The organism is Terrabacter sp. RAF57, from assembly GCF_052113925.1.
In the GTDB taxonomy this organism is placed as follows: domain Bacteria; phylum Actinomycetota; class Actinomycetes; order Actinomycetales; family Dermatophilaceae; genus Terrabacter.
The window spans coordinates 102159-121300 of sequence record NZ_JBFRDT010000005.1; the positions used below are offsets into that span (position 1 = coordinate 102159).

General features: G+C 69.5%; 21 protein-coding genes. 5 read left to right on the forward strand and 16 right to left on the reverse strand.

Annotated features, from left to right (window positions below):
- Position 1: 1 nt before the first annotated feature.
- The gene (locus AB4Y83_RS09365; protein WP_442296674.1) at positions 2-1693 is read right to left on the reverse strand and encodes an FtsK/SpoIIIE domain-containing protein; all 1692 of its coding nucleotides are present in this window, start codon (positions 1691-1693) and stop codon (positions 2-4) included.
- Between the two features lies 1 nt (position 1694).
- The gene (locus AB4Y83_RS09370) at positions 1695-2108 is read right to left on the reverse strand and encodes a hypothetical protein (protein WP_442296675.1); all 414 of its coding nucleotides are present in this window, start codon (positions 2106-2108) and stop codon (positions 1695-1697) included.
- A 137-nt stretch (positions 2109-2245) separates the two neighbouring features.
- Between AB4Y83_RS09370 and AB4Y83_RS09375 the strand changes: the two genes are divergently transcribed.
- Together AB4Y83_RS09375 and AB4Y83_RS09380 are read left to right on the forward strand one after the other, a co-directional pair.
- On the forward strand, positions 2246-3091 hold the full coding sequence (locus AB4Y83_RS09375; protein WP_442296676.1) for a GntR family transcriptional regulator: 846 nt from the start codon (positions 2246-2248) through the stop codon (positions 3089-3091).
- Between the two features lie 38 nt (positions 3092-3129).
- Entirely contained in the window at positions 3130-3750 is a 621-nt protein-coding gene (locus AB4Y83_RS09380) for an HAD family hydrolase (protein WP_442296721.1), read from the forward strand.
- A gap of 205 nt (positions 3751-3955) precedes the next feature.
- On the opposite strand, the gene AB4Y83_RS09385 is transcribed toward AB4Y83_RS09380, so the two are convergent.
- The 7 genes from AB4Y83_RS09385 to AB4Y83_RS09415 all read right to left on the reverse strand — a co-directional run bounded on the left by AB4Y83_RS09385 (position 3956) and on the right by AB4Y83_RS09415 (position 9687).
- On the reverse strand, positions 3956-4402 hold the full coding sequence (locus AB4Y83_RS09385; RefSeq protein ID WP_442296677.1) for a hypothetical protein: 447 nt from the start codon (positions 4400-4402) through the stop codon (positions 3956-3958).
- Positions 4403-4433: 31 nt separating this feature from the next.
- Complete coding sequence (locus AB4Y83_RS09390; RefSeq protein WP_442296678.1) at positions 4434-4841, reverse strand: amidase domain-containing protein; 408 nt, start codon at positions 4839-4841, stop codon at positions 4434-4436.
- Positions 4802-5665: a hypothetical protein gene (locus AB4Y83_RS09395; protein ID WP_442296679.1), complete on the reverse strand. Its 864-nt coding sequence runs from the start codon at positions 5663-5665 to the stop codon at positions 4802-4804. The genes AB4Y83_RS09390 and AB4Y83_RS09395 overlap by 40 nt, the downstream gene beginning before the upstream one ends.
- A gap of 784 nt (positions 5666-6449) precedes the next feature.
- Positions 6450-6575, reverse strand: a complete 126-nt coding sequence (locus AB4Y83_RS09400) for a hypothetical protein (RefSeq protein WP_442296680.1) — start codon at positions 6573-6575, stop codon at positions 6450-6452.
- Between the two features lie 374 nt (positions 6576-6949).
- Positions 6950-7201 carry a hypothetical protein gene (locus tag AB4Y83_RS09405; RefSeq protein ID WP_442275723.1) on the reverse strand — a complete coding sequence of 84 codons (252 nt, stop codon included), beginning with the start codon at positions 7199-7201 and terminating at the stop codon, positions 6950-6952.
- Positions 7202-7289: 88 nt separating this feature from the next.
- Positions 7290-7805, reverse strand: coding sequence for a DinB family protein (locus AB4Y83_RS09410; protein WP_442296681.1), 516 nt, complete (start codon positions 7803-7805; stop codon positions 7290-7292).
- 703 nt (positions 7806-8508) lie between these two features.
- On the reverse strand, positions 8509-9687 hold the full coding sequence (locus AB4Y83_RS09415; protein WP_442296682.1) for a carboxylate-amine ligase: 1179 nt from the start codon (positions 9685-9687) through the stop codon (positions 8509-8511).
- A gap of 234 nt (positions 9688-9921) precedes the next feature.
- On the opposite strand from AB4Y83_RS09415, the gene AB4Y83_RS09420 reads away from it, so the two are divergent.
- Positions 9922-11331 carry an MDR family MFS transporter gene (locus AB4Y83_RS09420; protein ID WP_442296722.1) on the forward strand — a complete coding sequence of 470 codons (1410 nt, stop codon included), beginning with the start codon at positions 9922-9924 and terminating at the stop codon, positions 11329-11331.
- A gap of 107 nt (positions 11332-11438) precedes the next feature.
- Complete coding sequence (locus AB4Y83_RS09425) at positions 11439-11927, forward strand: pyridoxamine 5'-phosphate oxidase family protein (RefSeq protein WP_442296683.1); 489 nt, start codon at positions 11439-11441, stop codon at positions 11925-11927.
- Positions 11928-12017: 90 nt separating this feature from the next.
- Here the strand turns inward: AB4Y83_RS09425 and AB4Y83_RS09430 are convergent, their stop codons facing one another.
- From AB4Y83_RS09430 to recR, 6 genes are all read right to left on the reverse strand, one after another.
- Positions 12018-13052, reverse strand: a complete 1035-nt coding sequence (locus AB4Y83_RS09430; protein WP_442275719.1) for a DNA topoisomerase IB — start codon at positions 13050-13052, stop codon at positions 12018-12020.
- Positions 13053-13151: 99 nt separating this feature from the next.
- Positions 13152-13364: a hypothetical protein gene (locus tag AB4Y83_RS09435; protein ID WP_442275718.1), complete on the reverse strand. Its 213-nt coding sequence runs from the start codon at positions 13362-13364 to the stop codon at positions 13152-13154.
- A 150-nt stretch (positions 13365-13514) separates the two neighbouring features.
- Positions 13515-14618, reverse strand: a complete 1104-nt coding sequence (locus tag AB4Y83_RS09440) for a WD40/YVTN/BNR-like repeat-containing protein (protein ID WP_442275717.1) — start codon at positions 14616-14618, stop codon at positions 13515-13517.
- 39 nt (positions 14619-14657) lie between these two features.
- Positions 14658-15929: an aspartate kinase gene (locus AB4Y83_RS09445; RefSeq protein ID WP_056774091.1), complete on the reverse strand. Its 1272-nt coding sequence runs from the start codon at positions 15927-15929 to the stop codon at positions 14658-14660.
- A gap of 130 nt (positions 15930-16059) precedes the next feature.
- On the reverse strand, positions 16060-16647 hold the full coding sequence (locus AB4Y83_RS09450) for a DUF5063 domain-containing protein (RefSeq protein WP_442275716.1): 588 nt from the start codon (positions 16645-16647) through the stop codon (positions 16060-16062).
- Positions 16648-16908: 261 nt separating this feature from the next.
- Entirely contained in the window at positions 16909-17508 is a 600-nt protein-coding gene (gene recR / locus AB4Y83_RS09455) for a recombination mediator RecR (RefSeq protein ID WP_020145767.1), read from the reverse strand.
- A 99-nt stretch (positions 17509-17607) separates the two neighbouring features.
- Here recR and AB4Y83_RS09460 point away from each other — a divergent pair, with 99 nt between their 5' ends.
- Positions 17608-17988: a hypothetical protein gene (locus tag AB4Y83_RS09460; protein ID WP_442275715.1), complete on the forward strand. Its 381-nt coding sequence runs from the start codon at positions 17608-17610 to the stop codon at positions 17986-17988.
- A gap of 22 nt (positions 17989-18010) precedes the next feature.
- On the opposite strand, the gene AB4Y83_RS09465 is transcribed toward AB4Y83_RS09460, so the two are convergent.
- Complete coding sequence (locus AB4Y83_RS09465) at positions 18011-19129, reverse strand: HoxN/HupN/NixA family nickel/cobalt transporter (RefSeq protein WP_442296684.1); 1119 nt, start codon at positions 19127-19129, stop codon at positions 18011-18013.
- Positions 19130-19142: the final 13 nt, after the last annotated feature.

A 19142-nucleotide genomic window follows, 5' to 3' on the forward strand; every position in this document is an offset into this window, starting at 1 on the left:
ATCAGGCCGCCTCGGGTCCGAGGTCGCCCGACGACGCGGAGGACTCGGCGGCCGCACGAGGGTCGGTTCGAGGGGCGCGCGGCTGGCGTGGCCGGCGCGGGGACCGCGGCGCGCGTCGGCTCGGCATCGAGGCCACGTCCCCGGTACGCCTCGCCTGCGTGCCGGGCTGCTCGACCACCCCGTCGACCTCCGGGTCCACAGTCGCGACGTCGGGCTCGGTGGGGTCTTCGACGACGAGGGCGGGGTAGGTGGTGGCGGCGGCGCGGACGAGGTGGTCGGGCCAGTAGTCGGCCCGGACCCGGTCGAGGGTGCCGTCCTCCTCCACGACCCACGCGGAGCCGGGAGCGGCCGGTGAAAGCCGGTGCGCCGGGGCGAGGGCGGCGGTGCCGTCGCCGAGGACCATCCGGGTCTCCTCGGCCGACCGCAGCCGGAGCGCGATGGTCTGGGTGAACAGGCCCCGCATCCCTACGACCTCCTTGCGCGGGTCCTGCACACACGCCAGGACGACGACGCCGAGCGCGCGGCCTTGGGTGAGGATCTCGGCGAGCAGCCGGGACGCTTCCCGCTTCGTGTCCGCGTCCGTGTACGCGGTCAGCGCGGCGAGCTCGTCGACCACGAGGACGTGCAGCGGATCCCCGGGCCGGGGCTGGTGCAGCCGGGTCACGCCGGCCATGGCCCGCCCGCGGTCCTCGATGACCTGCAGCAGCCGGGTCAAGGTCGCGACCGCGTCAGCTGGGGTGACCGCGACGGTGGTGAACAGGTGCCGGCCCATCATCACCTCGACCCCGCGTTTGAGGTCGATGCCCCAGAGCCGGACGAGATCTGCCCGCACGGCGGGGGCGAGGCCGCCGCAGACGCCCCACAGCATCGAGCCCTTGCCCGAGCCGGAGCAACCGACGACAAGGGTGTGCCGGCCGCGGACCTGCAGCGCCCACGCAGTGCCGTCCTGTCGCCGCCCGAGGGTCACCGTGTCGACCGCCAGGTCATGCCCCAGCGCTGCAGGCAGCTGCGCTTCCGCGGTCGCGGCCAGGGCCTCGCGCATGACCAGGGCGATATCCACGACGGACGGGCTCCACTGCCGGACCCGGTACGACACCGCGGACGCCGCCGACGCGAGTGCCGGGGCCGCCGACTCGAGGTCCTCGACCGTCTGACCCATCCGGGCACGAACCCGCAACGTGAGGGTGTCCCCGGCCGTGAGGACGTCCATCAGCCGCGGCGGCACCCACTCCGACGCTGTCCCGGTCGAGGAGACCTGCACGCGGCCGCTTCGGCGCGCCAGCGCCCAGGTCCGGCGCCGGACGTTGCGCTGCACCGACAACCCGCACTCCCGCGCCAGGACCGGCCAGGTGCGGCGAGCCCAGTGGCGCCACCCGAACCGGCGCGACGGGCTGGCGAGCCACCGCTCATACCCGGCCGGCCACCGGTACTCCCAGACCGCGGCCAGCAGGCCCGGGACCGCAGCGGCAGCGATCAGGACCCGCCCCGGGGTCGGATCGGGCTGGATCAGCGCCGCGAGCAGCCCCAGCAGGGAGAACCCGAGCGCCCACCGCGGGTGACGACGCGCCCACCGGCCCCACCCCTCAGCGAGAGCGAGGACCACCCGGACGCCCGTACCGGAGGCGCGCAGGGCGCGGGAGCCGACCGCAGCCGACCCCCGAACCCCACGCCATGCAGCCGTCGAGGAGGACATGTCACGCCGCCTTCTGACCCGACGCCGAACCCGACGACTGGTTCGAGGACTGGCCGGTGGCGGGCTTGCCCTCGTCGACGAGCCGGTCCGCCCGCCACATCTCCGACAGGCCACCGGCCTTGTTGACCCTGACCTCGACGGTCAGGTCGACGAACTCGACCGGCGCGAACTCAGCCAGCACCGGGCGGTGCGGGCAGCCCAGCTCGACGACCCCGGTCGTCATCGACTCCCGACCGAACGTCGTCTGTTTGTAGACGACCTCGACCTGCCACAGCGGCATCCCGGTCGCCTCGTCCCGTGCCTGCGCCTCACTCGGGCGACGCTTGCCGTCCCGCTCCTCCCACTCCCGGACCTCGTTGACGATGCCCGTCGAGCGAAGCCCCGCCCGCTTGCTGTCGACCGCGTAACTGGACATGTTCGAACCTCTCCGTAGATGACTAGGTTGGCTAGTCAATTGAATTGGTTCGATCACTGTGGACTAGGTTGGCTAGCCAAGTCAAGCATTTGGCCAGATTTGTCCAGCCCGGCTAGCCAACTCGGTAGCCTGAGGCCATGAGCTTGGACCCTGACGACCCCCGTCCGCCGTACCAGCAGGTGGCGGCTGCGTTGCGCGCGGCGATCTTGACGCGCCAGATCGCGCCGGGTGACAAGCTGCCCTCTCAGATGGAACTTGCGCGCCGCTACGGGGTGGCGCGCATGACGGTTCAGCAGGCCCTCCGCATCCTCAAGGACGAGGGCCTCACCGTCTCGCGGCAGGGAAGCGGTGTCTTTGCCAGGGCCCGCACTGAGCGTCCAATCGGCCTACGTCCGCACATCGAGCGCGCGTTCGAGCAGCTCAATGTCGAGATTGATTTCTCCGGGTACACCGCCGAGACGCTGCACGGGATCATCGCCGAGCCTCTCGACAAGATCCGAAGCGGGCGCCTGTCTCCGGCCTCGATCCGTATCCGGATGCTCCTGTCTGACATGAGCCGACCCCTTTCGCTCCCCGTGAACGTCGACAACAACGCAGAAGCAAGCGGGCCGGCCCGGGAGCGAATGGCCGAGATCAGCACTCGTCACGCCGGAGCCATAACTGCCACGGTCGAAGAACTGGCCGACTTGGGCCTGGTTCCGGAGGCAACCGTCGAGACACGCCTCCACGGCTCCGCCCCGCTGTTCAAGGTCTACATCGTCAACCGGGTCGATGCGTTCTTCGGCTACTACCCCGTCGTCCGGCACGAGGTCCGGATCGGGCGCCAGCGCCAAGCGATTTTTGACCCGATGGGTAAGGACGCTGTCATGTTCCAGCGCACCGACGACGGTGACTCCGAGTCAGCGGACGCTCTTTTCGTCGCGCAGACCCGCAACTGGTTCGACAGCGTCTGGGACACCATCGCGACGCCCGAGCAGGCGTGACCGGCAAAGCCGTCCGCTTGGTCAATCGCGCCCGAGCGGTGCTGCTCGACTTTGACGGACCTGTCACCTTGCTGATGCCGCCCCCTAGCAACGCTCACGCTGCGGAGGCAGCGCGAGCACCGTTGGCCGGCACAGCCTTGCCCAGAGAAGTGGCGACCACCACAGACCATCTTGCTGTGCTTCGCTGGACCGCCGATAACGCACCTGTCCGGCTCGACGACGTCGAGCGCGCCTGTATCGACGCCGAGATCAACGCTGCTCGGATCAGCACACCTACGCCCGGCGCTCTCCGCTTTCTCGACATATGTGCGCAGAAAGGCAAACCGGTCGTCGTCGTCAGCAATAACGCCGCTGACGCTGTGGCGACCTTTCTCAACCGTTACGACGCAACCAGCCTCGTTCGAGGCATCGTCGGCCGCGAGCCGCGACGGCCGGACCTATTGAAGCCGCATCCGTCCTTGGTCCTCGCCGCACTCGACCTCCTTCAGTTCCCCGCAGACGACACAATTCTCATCGGCGACTCAGACACGGACGTCCAGGTCGCCCACAGGACTGGGGTGCGCTCAATCGGCTACGCCAAGAGTCCAGCCAGGGGCAGAGCGCTCAAAGCCGCCGGCGCCGATGTCGTCGTCGACAGCATGGACATTGGCGGGCAATAGAGTGCGTTGCTCTGCCCGGGATGAGCAATTCGGCGGATACGCCGGCGCTGGAGAGGAAGCCACCCTCGGAGAGCGTCGCCCGTGCAGGCAGAAGAGCCTTGAGTGTCACGTCCCGGCAGGCCGAGCCTCCGCCCTGGCAGCGCGTCGGGCCTCCCCACCCGTCGCGCTGCCTCCCAAGCATTCCAGACACGCTCGTCCGGATTCGCTAGGAAACGGTATTAAATGCGACTTTCCATTCCGGCGCATTCAAGGATGCGGGGCCAACGTCGGCAACAAGAGTGACGTGAAATGTCTTCGATCCTTGCGCAGACCGCATGGTCAACTCGAGGTCCGAACTCGTCGCACCAGAACCCTCACTTAAAACGATCTTGTCCGCTGTCAATTGCCCATCGGGCAGCTGAGCGAKGACTTTCTGCGCTGCCGACTCGGACGCCGAGTTGTTGGTTGCGGACAATTCAGCTAACGCCGTGAGATCTTTAGCCTGGAGAGCGGAAACCAGAGCGTCGGTGACGGACAATGAAGAGGGGTGGTCCGGTCGCCAAGGCTGAAGCACTGCCACGGACACTCCGGCCACGATCACCGCTCCAGTCACCGAGGCTGCCACCCAACGACGCCTAGTGGAAGTATTCTCGCGCTGCGTCTCAATCGTCATTTCCAGCCTTCCTTAACCCTTGCGGCTCACTTCATGTCCGATGTGCATACTTGGTGGACTGCTTGTTGGTTGTGTTTTTGTTCACGATCGTCGACAACCGCACATTTTTGTAATCCGTGATGTGCTGCGCCATCAGCGGGTCCCCACCGTTGTTCGATTGACAGAAATTAACGTGATTGAGCGAACCGTCGTGGTCGTCGTCCCACCCGATCACGTCTCCCTGACTGCAGGAATAGATTGAACTTAGGGGCGTGAAGCGCTTTCTGTACCACGCGAAGTTTCGCCACGCCTGAGCGCCGGACCAAGAATAGCTACTTGTGAATTGCCCCGTGACCCACCAGTAGATGTAATTGCTTCGATCCAAGTAGCCAGCGGTGATTTGAGCCCACCCACCGGCCCTCATGCACTGGGATATGAAGTTTGTGCAATCAGCCCCCATGAGGGATAATTCGGGTTGTACGACAGTGCATACGTGTTGGCATAGGCTGCCATCGCACCATAGTTATAGCCCCCGACCCCTTGGTACGAGTACTGTGGATCGTACGCGCTCAACACTTTGTCGTTCGGCGCCGGACTTTCATCCGAGGCAGGTGGGAGATCCGAGGAGGGCGGAAGGTCAGGGTCGGGCTCGGGGTCCGTCGACTCCGCCGCAGGGGCAGCAGACGTCGTTTGCCCTGGGAGCATCGATTGCAGATTTGCACGGTCGATGAATGGGTCCGACTCGAGGACTGTTGGGGCAATCATGAGTGGGCGGACATGGCGAATGGGGATGACTTCGCTGATAGTCCAGACTCCGGCAACGGTCACGAGTACGACGTCGTACAAGGTCCGAAACTCCGCGTAAGGATAGAGCGGGTCGACGATTGACTCGTGCCGATAGAACCCAAGGTCAGACAGATGAATGACCATGCGGGAGGCGCTCCTCTCGCGCACGAAATGCACCTCTACGACCGACCGCCCGCTGGAGTAACCTCCGTTGATTTGGTGAACGTGAGCAGCGTCGGACCGTAGAGCATCTTCCCGTTGCAGCGCAAACTGCGCCGCAGACCTGATGACCGATTTGGTGAGTGCACCCGACGCCTCGGTATTGCGCCAAGTAGTGAGCTTCGCTTGCGCAGAGAAATACGATTCCAGCGCTCCGCGCACCGCCCCGTCCACGTCCTGTACCGCCGCCGCCGCGGCTGCCAAGGCTGGGCTGGGCCGCATGGCGATGCCCGCGATGCCAGCCGCAACGCCTCCCAGCATCGAACGTCTTGAAAACATCTGATGCTCCCCTGTCTGCGGCCTGTGACGGCCTTGTGCGAGGAAGTTACTTCACTCGTGTGAGGCAAACTCGATCAACGGAGCACCACATACCAAGTCTTTAACAAAGGCCTTCCTTCTCCCGACGAACGCCCTCCAGCCAGTCACTTGGAGACGCCACGCGAACTTTAGGTCCGGGTGAAACGACGACCTCGGCCCCCGGCTCGGACGCCTGCTGACACGGACAAGGCCTTGGCATTGCTGGGCACGGCTCTAAGTGATCAAGGGCGCGGCTCCGCCGCGCCAACCGGCCGTCCAAGGCCGGCTCACGGCAGGGACCCCCGCGCTCCGGCGCTTCGCGCCTACGCGCACCCCCGCCACTCACCGGCCACGCCAGCCGGCACACCGGGGGCCAGCCTGCTACCCCTACCGAGCCCACTGACCTCCGAGCCGCCGACCCGACGCTTGAGCATCCGCCCGACTCGGGACCGCATCAACGGCGCTACGCGTCACTCCGTGATGACCTTCGGCCACCGTTGACCCGGCCACTCCGCCAGGCTCTCGTGCTCCGCTATCGGTTCGGTGGCTCTCCCTGGACGCACGAGTTTGAACCCGCTTCGCGGCGTCGAGTAACCGAAGCACAGGCCAGAGAGCCGTGTCACATAATGTGCACATGACGCGTCGCCGCTGGCCTTGGTTCTTCATCCTGATCTGCGCTTTCAGCTCAGGCATTTGGCAAGGGCCGGACTTTCAGAAGGTCCCCATGGGTGACAGCGTCTGGGCCCGTCTCCTGCCACTCACGGGCCTAGCACTTGGTGCAATCTGGCAATTGGTCGACCGCCGCGACCTTACGAACCGCCTCACCGTCGCGGCCGTCCTCGTCGTCCTGCTGCTTCTGCTCCACGCCGGTTTCGGCGGCGGATACGTCCACGTGCCGGGAGTGTCGGCCGGGGCTGGGTCTAGTGGCCGGCCTGGTGCTCACCGAGCAATGGTTGCGTCGAGCGAACGCACGACAGGAACAGCTCGACAAACCACGTGCAGCGCGTACGACCCCTGAGTGACTAACTGAGTGACAGTCGGCCGAGATACGACCAACCAGCACGGCACGCCCACGGACGGAAACCACGCTGAGCTTCAACGCTACCCAGGTTGCTCAGCGTGGTTCGGGACGAAGAGGTCGCAGGTTCAAATCCTGTCACCCCGACCATCCGCGAAGGGCCTGCTGGAAACGACAAAGTCGTTCCAGCAGGCCCTTCGGCTGTCGGGGGACGACATCCGAGGAGGAGCGGCGGCCGACGTGGAGTCCTAGTGTTCGACGACGTGGTCGCCGTGCTGGTAGTGGCGGTGCCCATCGTGCAGGTGATCCACGTGGTTGCCGTGCTGGACCGTCTCGCACCCGTCGCCCTCGGCGTGGGCGTCACTGTGGTCCGTGTGCACGGCCCGCTCGGCGTGACGTTCGGAGCCATGGACGTGGTCGAGGTGGTCGCCGTGCTCGACGGTCTCGCAGCCGTCGTCAGGAAGGTGCTCGTGGTCGGACGCGATCGTGTGATCGGACATCTTTCCTCCAGGGACAGGTCGGTTCACCCGCATCTTCCTCCAGCGAACCCGGGGTGCGTCAAGGGTGGGTCGCGAGCGGTGTCGACGCCTACCGGTTCGTCCGGCCGTCGATGCACTCGCGCAGCAGGTCGGCGTGTCCGTTGTGCTGGGCGTACTCCGAGATCATGTGACCCACGACCGCCCGCACGGACCACGTCGCCCCCTCGGTGGTGATGACGTCGTCCAGGGAGACCGTCGCGAGCGCCGCCTCTGCGAGCCGGCACTCCGCCACCAGCCGCTCGTAGTCGGTCTGCGCCCGTGCGGGGTCGAGGTCCTCGAAGTCGGCGTCGTGCCCGAGCGCGGGGTCGTACATCGGCTCGAAATCCTCCCCGCCGATGAACTCGCGGAACCACCCGCGCTCGACCTTGGCCAGGTGCCGGACCAGCCCGAGCAACGACAGGTTGGACGGCGGGACCGAGCGCTGTGCGAGCTGCTCTCCGGTCAGGCCCGCACACGTGTCGAGCAGCACGGCGCGACGCCAGGCGAGCCTGGCCTCGAGCAGGGTCCGCTCGTCCCCCACCGGCTCGAACTGCGGCAACGACACCTCGGGCGCGGTCCACGTCATCCGGACATCCTGACAGCCCACCCCCACGCCGTCGGGGTGACCTGCCGACCCGGCCGACAGAAAATCTCGGGTGTCGAGCCCGGCGCGGCGCGACACTGGTGCGGAGGTGCCGGCCGGGCGGCCGGCACCCGAGCAGGGACGGAGACCGCGATGAGCGACGTGCCCCCTTCCGCAGGCCGGTCGGTCGACCCCGAGGGAGCCAGCGAGGGGGCCGCCGAGGGAGCAGCCGATGGAGACGTCGAGGGAGACGTCGAGGGAGCCAGCAACCCGCCCCGCCTGCGCGACTCGACGACACCCGGCCTCCCCGTCTACCTGTCGACGGAGCACTGGAGCTTGCTCGGCACCCGGTCCATGACGTGGTCCGAGATCATGAGCCGGATCACGATCTACCTCACCGTCGTGTCGGCCTTCCTCGTCGTCCTGGCCCTGACCGCGCAGGCCACCGGCTTCGACACGCCGTTCCGGGTCATGGCGGTCGGCTTCGCGTCGGCCGCCCTCGTCATGGGCTCGCTCACGGCGATCCGGGTCAACCTCGCGAGCCGAGAGGACGCCGACCTGATCCGGGCGATGAACCGGCTGCGGCACGCCTACGTCGAGCTGGCGCTCGAACGTCGGGTCTTCGCGGGACCGAAGGACGACGAGCGCTTCCCGACGCCCGGCCGATGCCCGCGCGTGGACGCTCGGCTGACGCCCGGCGGGAGTGCTACGGCTCGTCGGCGCGTGCCGTCTCGCGGACCGCCTCGGCGACGACGTCGACGAGCCGACCCGTGCGCGCCAGCATCGCGCGCTGCCGGACGGCCCCGTTGCCCTCCTCCCGCACCCGCGCGAGCCCCTCCTGCACGACGGCGAGGTCGCCCGCCGCGTCCAGTGCGGGTCCGACGTGGTCGAGCAGCGACTCGAGGACGGTCCAGCACGGCACGGGCAGTCCGGTGCGCCAGTCGAGGAGACGACCCTCGAGACCCTCGCGCCCGGCCTGCCAGGTCGCGAGCCGGAGCATCGTCGTCGACACGTCGGGCGCCGGACGGCCGAGAGCCCACTCCTGCGCGGCCGTCTCGACGAGCCCCCGGCACAGGGCCGCGACGACGACGGCCTCGTCGACCGTGAAGCAGACGTCGGCGGCCCGGACCTCGACGGTCGGGTAGTGCTGGGCCAGGCGGGCGACGAAGTAGACCATCCCCTCGTCGAGGACCACGGACGACAGCACCATGTCCCGGACGAGCCGGCGGTACGCGTCCGCCGACCCGAAGGGCCCCGTCGGACCCCACGACGGCCACCGGGCGAGCTCCTGGCTCCGGTAGCTCGCGAAGCCCGAGTCCTGCCCGTTCCAGTAGGGCGAGTTCGCGCTGAGCGCGAGCAGCGCCGGGAGCCAGACCCGGATCCGGTCGAGGACGCCGACTCCCTCCTCGTCGCCCTCGACGGACACGTGCACGTGGCAGCCGCAGATGAGGTGCTCGCGGGCGGTGAGCTGGTAGCGCTCCTGCAGCCAGGCGTACCTCGGCGACGTCACGGCGACCGGGCGGACGGGCAGCGGCGAGGTGGCGAGCGCAGCCACGCTCGACCCGGTCCCCCGGGCTGCCGCGACTGCCTCCGTGCGCCAGTGCCGCACCTCGTGGCGCAGCGCGTCGAGGTCGGCGGTGGGCGGCGTGTGCGTCTCGATCTGCTGCTGCTGGAACTCCCCTCGACGGCTCCCTGCACCCCGGCGCCCGCTTCCTCGGGATTCCGCCGCGCGGCCCGTACGAGCAGCTGGGCCGACACCGACCGTGGCCGTCCGTCGTGGACGTCGACGAGCAGCATCTCCTCCTCGACACCGAGGGTCCGCACCATGGTGCTCCTTCCGGAGCACGACCGAGGACGTATGCCGTGTGGCCCGGTGACGCGCCACGGCACCGTGTGGCGCCCGGCGCGCCGGACGGCATACGCCCGTTGCTCCGCGTGACCAGTGTGGCCCGTGGTGGGCTCCGGCGGGAGGGACGAAGGGCCCGGATGTCGGACCGGCGGGAATGAACGGCGGGCGCGTGCGTTGTCCCTCTTTGTCGCCCCAACCGGCAGGAGCATCGTGTCGACCTCGTCCACCCTCGGATTTCGCTCGGAACGCGGGCCCATCCTCATCGCCCTCATGCTGTCGACGTCGCTCATCGCGCTCGACTCCACGATCCTCGCCACGGCGGTCCCCTCCATCGTCGCGGACCTCGGCGGCCTCACCCAGTTCCCGTGGCTCTTCTCCGTCTACCTGCTCGCGCAGGCGGTGTCGGTCCCCGTCTACGCCAAGCTCGCCGACACGGTCGGGCGCAAGCCGGTCATCCTCGTCGGCATCGGGCTCTTCCTGGTCGGCAGCATCCTCTGCGGGTTCGCTTGGGACATGGGCTCGCTCATCGTCATGCGAGCACTGCAGGGGCTCGGCGCCGGTGCGGTCCTGCCGATGACGACGACGATCGCCGCTGACATCTACACCGTTGCCGAGCGGGCCAAGACGCAGGGCTACATCGCGAGCGTCTGGGCCGTGTCGTCCGTCGTCGGCCCGACGCTCGGTGGCGTCTTCTCCCAGTTCGCCTCGTGGCGCTGGATCTTCTTCGTCAACATCCCGTTCTGCCTGCTCGCCGCCGGCATGATCTGGCGCAAGTACGACGAGTCCGTCGAGCGTCGCCGGCACCGCATCGACTACGCCGGGGCCACCGTCCTCACGGTCGCCTTGACCCTGCTCATCCTCGCCGTCCTCGAGGGCGGCCAGGCCTGGGCGTGGAGCTCGTGGCAGAGCATCGGCTCCTTCGCCGTAGGCGGCGTGCTCCTCCTCGCCTTCGGTCTCATCGAGCGCCGGGCGGCCGAGCCGATCCTGCCGCTCGAGGTGCTGACCCGGCGGCTCATCGTCGCGACGTGCCTCATCGGCATCGGCGTCGGTGCAGTGCTCGTCGGGCTCACCTCCTACGTGCCGACCTTCCTCGAGCGCTCGACCGGCGCCACCCCCATCGTGGCGGGGCTCGCGGTCGCCGCGCTCACGATCGGCTGGCCCATCTCGGCCTCGCAGTCAGGTCGGCTCTACATGCGCATCGGCTTCCGCCCGACGGCGCTCATCGGCCTCGTCGTCGCGACCGTGGGCGCCCTCGCGCTGTGGCTCACCTCGGCCACCCCGAACGTCTTCGCCACGGCCGCGTCGTGCCTCGTCGTCGGCTTCGGCCTCGGCCTCGTCGCCACGCCGACGCTCATCGCGGCGCAGGCCTCGGTGCCGTGGAACGAGCGTGCCGTCGTCACGGGCACCAACATGTTCATGCGCTCGGTCGGCAGCGCCGTCGGCGTCGCGATCTTCGGCGCCATCGCGAACGCCGTCATCGCGTCCCATGGTGGCGAGGCGTCGAGCGAGGCGGTGCAGGCCGGCTCGACGGCCGTCTTCCTCGCCGTCCTCGTCGTCGCTCTCGTCACGGTCGCCGCCGGGCTGCTCATGCCCGACACGCGGGCTGAGGACGTCGCCCACGGCGGCTCGTCGGACAACGAGTCCACCGACGTCGCGCAGACCGAGCCCTCCACCGCCTGACCCGTAGCCACCGGCCGGCCAACCCTCGACAGGAACGAGTAGGGCTCGAGGGCATCGGGTACGTCGCCAGGGACAGCGTCACAGACCCCGACGACGAGGAGAACGCGATGCGCGAGCACGACGACGGCACCCGGAAGGTCGCCGACCTGATCAAGGACATCCGGATCGCGATGCTGACGCACGCGGACTCCAACGGTGTCCTCGTGAGCCACCCGATGGCGACCCAGGAGGTCGAGTTCGACGGCGACGTGCTCTTCGTCGCCGAGCGCGACAGCCACAAGGCACGCGACATCGCCACGCAGTCCCCGGCGCGCGTCAACGTCGCCTACAGCTCGAACAGCTCGTGGGTGTCGCTGTCCGGCACGGCGACCATCGTCGACGACAGCGCCAAGCTCGCCGAGCTGTGGAACTCCTTCACGGGAGCCTGGCTCGAGGGTGGGCCGGAGAACCCGAACAACATCATCATCAAGGTGAGCGCCGACTCGGCCGAGTACTGGGACTCCCCCGGCGCCAAGGTCACGCAGATCGCCAACTTCGTCAAGGCGAAGGTGACCGGCGAGCGCATCGAGGGTGACAACGAGGTCGTCGACCTCTGACCGCCTGAGACGGTCGTATGCCGTCGGGTCCCCTTCGCATTGAAGGGAACCCGAYGGCATACGTGCTTTCAGGCGTGCCTCAGAGGAGCCTCACGCCGCGCCCTTGACGAGCCGCATGACGGCTCGCTCGAGCGCGTCGCGGTCGCGCACCCGCACGAGCTCGCCCAGCTCGAGTCGGGTGCGATCGGCCTTGGTCAGGCGCGACAGGCTGCGTGCGATGGTGCGGCCGACGGCGTACTCGTCGAGGACGCGGGGGTCGACGTACGAGCTGCGGGCGACCGCGGGCGTGTTGCCGAGGTGCTCGGAGACGACCTTCATCGCGTCCTTCTCGGCGCGCTTGAGCTCGCGCTCGGAGTCGACGGGGCCGGTCCGCGCGAGCGCGACGGCAGCCGTCACGGTGGCCGCCCAGGTGCGCAGGTCCTTGACGGTGTACTCCTCGCCGACGAGCTCCTTGAAGGCGACGTTGAGGTCGCTCGAGCGCAGCTCGTGCCAGCCGTTCGTGTCGCGGTAGGCCAGCAGGCGCTCACCCGGATAGCCACTTCGCTTGAGGGACAACACGATCCGCGCCAACAGCTGGTCGGTCATGACGGCCTCGCGGGTGACGCCCGACTTCGCCGGGAACTCGAAGGTGACGTCCTCACCGCTCACCGTGACGTGGGAGCGGAGCAGCGTCGCGACGCCGTGCGAGCCGTGCTCGGCCTCGTACTCCTCTCCGCCGCTGCGGAAGAGCCCGGCGTCGAGCATCCGCAGGCCGGCGGCGGTGACGCGCTTCCGCGTCAGGCCGTTGGTGCGCAGGTCGGCCGCGATCTGCTTGCGGGCGGCCGGCAGCTTGCGGGCCAGCACGATGACGCGGTCGTGCTTCTCGCGGCCGCGCGCCTCGTGCCAGGCGTCGTGGTAGAGGTACTGACGCCGCCCCGCGTCGTCGGTGCCGACGGCCTGGATGTGGCCGTTCGGGTGCGGGCTGATCCAGACGTCCTGCCAGGCCGGCGGGATGACGAGTGCGATGACCCGTTCACGCGTCTCGGCATCGACGGCCCTGCCGTCGGCGTCGACGTAGCTGAAGCCCTTGCCCCGCCGCACGCGACGGATCCCGGGCTTGTCGATGGTGCTCCGGCGCAGTCTCACACCGTTGAGATACCCGCACCGGGTCGAGCCCCAACCGCACCCCCACCGCACCGCGCCGCGGTGCTGCGCGGCTCGGCGTGGTGGGCGGACGGGTGGTGCTCAGTCAGCAGGGTCGGGGCGCACGCCCCCGACCTCGGACGTCGCGTCCGTGGTCTCGCGGGTCGACGCCTCGGTGTCGGGACCGTCCGGGGAGGCGACCGGCACCATGTCGGGCACCTTGATCTCCGCCTGACCGGGCGGCAGAGGGGGATCGGGCGTGACGGGCGGGAAGACCGAGCCGTCGCTCTGCAGATGTGATTCGTGAGGGGTCACGTCAGTCATTACCTATCGCCCCGAGTAGGTGGTTGTCGTGCTACCTCTTCGACCATACCCACGGCTCGCTGAGGCGAACCTGTGCCTTTCGGCGCCGCCCGGGCCGCCGGACCTTCCCGACGAGAGTCAGGCGATGGCCGGCGCGCTCCGTCAGCGGGTGAGGACGCCGACCCGGCCCTGCTCGCCGGACGCCCAGCAGGCGCCGTCGTGCGTGCACTCGACGGAGTCGAAGCTCCCGGTGTCGAACGTCGACCACGTGCGGCCGCCGTCGGTCGAGACGTCGGACCCCGACGGGCCCACGGCCAGCACCGTGCGCGCCGTCCGCGGCACCCAGGCCGACCCGGACCGGTAGCCCGACGGGTTGGTCGTCGACTTCGTCCACGAGCGCCCGCCGTCGGCGGTCCACGCGGCGTTGTCGACCGCGCCGGTCGGAGCCGCGAAGTCGCCGCCGACGATGACGCCGCGCCGGGCGTCCCGGAAGGTCACCGAGAAGATGCCGGCGGACGCACCACCGGCGACGGGACTGTCGGCGACGGTCCACGTGCGGCCATGGTCGGTCGAGGTGAAGACGCGGGCCGGGTCGACACCACCGCTCACGAGGTAGGTGCGACCGCCGACACCCGACGAGAGGCAGGTGCCCGACGCCGCGAAGGCGAACTCGCCCGCCTGGGCGGCCGGCATCCCGGCCGGGTCGACGGGGGTCCACGAGCGGCCGCCGTCGGAGGTCTGGACGAGCCGGAACCTCCCGTCGACCGGGTCGCTCATCGCGAGCCCGCGCCGCGGCGAGCTGAACGCCATGCAGTCGTAGAAGGCGGCCGGGTCGGTGTTGCGGAAGCTCTCGGTCCAGGTCGCGCCACCGTCGTCGGTGACGAGGATGCGCGAGTCCTCCCCCTCCCCGATCGAGAGGATGACGGCGTGCCGCGCGTCGAAGGCCTCGATGTCGCGGAACTCCAGCGCTGCGGTGCCGAGCCCCTGCGGGCTGACGTCGCCCCACGTGCGGCCGCCGTCGGTCGTCCGCAGCACGGTGCCCTTCGTCCCGCTCACCCACGCCACGTCGCGTGAGACGGGCGCGAGGCCGCGGAAGCGCTCGGTCGTCCCGGTCGGCGTGACCGTCCAGCCGTATGCCGTCACCCCGGCCCTCGCGGGAGCGTCACGTCCCACGGCACCGGGCGACACGGCATACGCACTCGAGGTCGTGGCGACGAGCGCGGTGGTGGCGGCTGCGAGCAGGACGGATCGCGTCGGGAGTCTCATGCCTCCCGAAACTAGCCGCGATCGGGCCGGTCGGCGCGCTCAGCGGCCGGTGCCGCCGTAGACGATGGCGTCCTCGGTCGAGTCGAGACCGAAGGCGGTGTGCACGGCGCGGACGGCGTCGTCGAGGTCCTCGGCGCGGGTCACGGCCGAGACGCGGATCTCGGACGTCGAGATCATCTCGATGTTGATGCCGGCCTCGGCGAGCGCGCCGAAGAACTTCGCCGAGACGCCGGGGTGGCTTTTCATGCCGGCCCCGACGAGGGCGATCTTGCCGACGCCGTCGTCGAAACGGAGGTCGGCGTACTCGACCTCGTGCTTGATCGACTGGAGCACCGACATCGCCTTGGGGCCGTCGGCCTTGGGCAGCGTGAAGGAGATGTCGGTCTTGGCCGTCTCGGCGGCCGACACGTTCTGCACGATCATGTCGATGTTGAGGCCGGCCTCGGCGATGGCCCCGAAGATCTTGGCGGCGATGCCGACCCGGTCGGGCACGCCGACGATCGTGATCTTGGCCTCGCTGCGGTCGTGGGCGATGCCGGCGATGATCGGTGCCTCCACGGCGCCTTCTCCTTCGTAGGGGTTGTCCTTGATCCACGTGCCGGGCTTTCGCGACCACGACGAGCGGACGTGGATCGGGATGCCGTAGCGGCGGGCGTACTCGACGCACCGCAGGTGCAGGATCTTGCTGCCGTTGGCGGCGAGGTCGAGCATCTCCTCCATCGAGAGGACGTCGAGCTTGCGGGCGTTGGGCAGCACGCGCGGGTCGGCGGTGAAGACGCCGTCGACGTCGGTGTAGATCTCGCAGACGTCGGCGCCGAGCGCCGCGGCGAGCGCGACGGCGGTCGTGTCGGAGCCGCCGCGGCCGAGGGTCGTGATGTCCTTCGTCGTCTGGCTGACGCCCTGGAAGCCGGCGACGATCGCGATGTGACCGGCGTCGAGCGCGCTCTGGATGCGGCCCGGCGTCACGTCGATGATGCGGGCGGCGCCGTGGGCGTCGTCGGTGATGACGCCCGCCTGGCTGCCGGTGAAGGAGCGCGCCTCGGCGCCGAGCTGGGCGATGGCCATCGCGACGAGCGCCATCGAGATCCGCTCGCCCGACGTGAGCAGCATGTCGAGCTCGCGGGCCGGCGGGGCCGGCGTGACCTGCTCGGCGAGATCCATCAGCTCGTCGGTCGTGTCACCCATCGCGGAGACGACGACGCAGACCGAGTGGCCCGCGCGCTGCGTCTCGACGATGCGCCGGGCCACCCGCTTGATGGCCTCGGCATCGGCAACGGACGACCCGCCGTACTTCTGGACGACGATGCTCACACTGGCTCCGGATCTCCTCGGTGGTCTGCGGCGGCTCCGAGTCTAGGCGGGCTCGCAGGACGTCCACCGGGACGTCGCGATGGTGAGATGTGCGCCGATTCGTCCCGTGCGCCGAACGTTCTTGCGCGGGCTACGGGTGCAGCGCGTCGAACTCCGCCTCGCCCACGGCCTCCTCGTCGGCGTCGAGCCGCAGGTGCGCGAGGATCGAGTGGAGTGACCGGAGCGCCATCATCCCCCGGTCGCCCCAGTTGGACAGGTAGCCGAACTGCCACCACCACAGCGCCTCGAGCCTCCGACCGGCGGCGTAGTGCTTGAGCCCATGGCTCAGCGACACGGCCACGTCGACGAGGTCGTTGGTGATCGACCCGTCGGCGCGGTCGGAGGAGGTGATCGGGTCGATGACGTAGACGTAGTCGTCGATGCCGACGAAGACGTTGGCGAGGCCCGTGCGCAGCGGGTCCGAGTCGTCGTCGGCCGCATCCGGCTCGAAGCGCTCCTCGGGCACGACGTCCTGGATGGCGCCGAGTCGTGCCCCGGCGACGAGCACCTGCGACAGGGCGAGGGTCAGCAGCGGCAGCGCCGTCTCGGGGGAGCTGCCCGACGCCACCTCCGTGACGGACGTGAGGAAGGCGCTCGCCTCCGCGGCGGTCAGGTCGGCGAGACCCGACAGGTCGTCGATCTCGCCCGGGTGGCCCTCGTCCAGCGGCTCGTCAGTCATGGCCCCCAGCATGCCGTATGCCGTGTCGCCCAGTCGCGCCCGGAGCGCACCCGGAGCTGTCCGGAGCCGTCCGCACGCCAGCCCCCTCACCCTCACCCACTCGAGTGAGCGCCCAGTCCCACTCGAGTGAGCGCCCAGCACCAGCCACCACGCGTCCGTGTTGCGAAGCGCTCACTCGAGTGTTGCGGAGCGCTCACTCGACGGGAGGGTGGCTGGACGGCATACGTCCGCGGTGGGCCTGGCCCACCGACCCGTGGGAGGTCAGGCGTCGACGCGGCGGCGGCCCTCGAAGGCCCGCCCGAGGGTCACCTCGTCGGCGTACTCGAGGTCACCGCCGACGGGCAGGCCCGACGCGAGACGCGTCACGGTGAGGCCGACGTCACGCAGCAGCCGGCTGAGGTAGGTGGCCGTGGCCTCGCCCTCGAGGTTGGGGTCGGTCGCGATGATGACCTCCTGCACCTCACCGGAGGCGAGGCGCACCATGAGCTCGCGCACCCGCAGGTCGTCGGGACCGATGCCGTCGATGGGGCTGATCGCGCCGCCGAGCACGTGGTAGGTGCCACGGAACTCACGGGTGCGCTCGATGGCGACGACGTCCTTGGGCTCCTCGACGACACAGATCGCCGTCTGGTCGCGGCGCGGGTCGGCGCAGATGCGGCACCGCTCTGCCTCGGCGACGTTGCCGCACTGCTCGCAGAAGCGGACCCGGGCCTTGACCTCGGTGAGCGCCGTGACGAGCCGCGTCACGTCGTCGGAGTCGGTCTGGAGCAGGTGGAACGCGATGCGCTGGGCGCTCTTGGGACCGACTCCGGGGAGTCGTCCGAGCTCGTCGATCAGGTCCTGCACCGCGCCTTCGTACACACCGCAACACTAAGCCCCGCAATCACCTGCTGCGCACCGCCGCACCGGACTAGCGTGGTGAAGCAGAGTCAGGGGCGACGGGTCGAGCGGGGTGTCGGAGTGGGTGACCAGATGGACGACCGGACGGTGTCCCGGCGCAGCGAACGCATCCAGGGCGCCATGCCCTTCCGGACGATGTTCTGCTTCCGGATGCACTCCGGGTACGCCGAGCGCCGGCTCGAGCCCGGAGTGCTCGACTTCACGTTCGGCGACCCCCACGAGCTGCAGGTGCCGGCCTACGTCGATGCCCTCCGCGAGGCCGCGGTGCCCCGCGACGCGCTGTGGGTCGCCTACAAGCAGAGCGAGGTCGCGGCACAGGCAGCGGCCGCGGCCTCGCTCGAACGGGTCGTGCCACTCGGCCGGGGCGACACCGCGACGGCCGAGTCGGTCGAGGCGGCCCTGCCGCACTTCCGCGGCGCGTTCGAGGCCGCCCGCACCTGACCGTGCGCGGCTCGCGCCACGATCAGTCGGCGAGCGTCGCCGACCACCGCTCCTCGATGCGCCCGAGCCGCCACACGGCGAGCGCCACGGCCCAGGTGAGGACGAAGAGCCCGACGATCCAGAAGCCGACGTCGCCGAGGTCGATCGAACCGACCCACGCGACCGGTCCCGACGTGACGTCGAGCTTGTCGGCGAGCAGCCCGACGAGCTCGATGACGCCGATGAGGAGGGCGACGGCCACCGACAGCGACGTGACGGTGATGTTGTAGAAGATCTTGCGCACCGGCCGGTTGAACGCCCAGCCGTAGGCGACGCTCATGAACGACCCGTCGAGGCTGTCGAGGAGGGACATGCCCGCGGCGAAGAGCACGGGAAGGGTGAGGACGGCATACCAGGGCAGGGCGGCCGCGGCGGCGCCGCCGGCGATGACGAGCAGCCCCACCTCGGTCACCGTGTCGAAGCCGAGGCCGAAGAGCAGCCCGACCGGGAACATGTGCCACGGCTTGCGCACGGCCCGCGTGACGCGCCCGAGGATGCGGTTGAGGAAGCCGCGCTTGTCGAGCTGCCGCTCGAGCTCGGCCTCGTCGTAGTGCCCCGAGCGCATCCGGCGGAAGACCTTGAGGATGCCGACGAGCGCCGCGAGGTTGATGAGACCGATGAGGACGAGGAAGACGCCCGAGACCGTCGTGCCCCAGACGCCGGTCGCCTGTTGCAGCGCCGAGCCGTCGTCCTCGAGGGCGCCGGCGAGGGCCCGGATGCCGAGGGCCACGAGCATGACCATGACGAAGACGACCGACGAGTGTCCGAGGCTGAACCAGAAGCCGACGCTCATCGCCTGCCTGCCGTCGGCGAGCAGCTTGCGAGTCGTGTTGTCGATGGCGGCGATGTGGTCGGCGTCGAAGGCGTGGCGCATCCCGAGGGTGTAGGCCGTGACGCCGAGCCCGACGCCGAAGAGCTGGCCGGCGACGCGGTACTCCGCCGGGGCCACGACGAGGACGAGCAGTCCCCAGCCGACGACGTGCAGCAGGGCCACGAAGGCCGCCATCCCGACGAGGCTGCGTCGCTCGTCCCGGGAGAGCCGCCGGCGCACAGCCGAGCCCGAGCGCGGGCCCGAGCTCGGGCGGGGGGACGTCAGGGTCACGGCCCCACGCTAG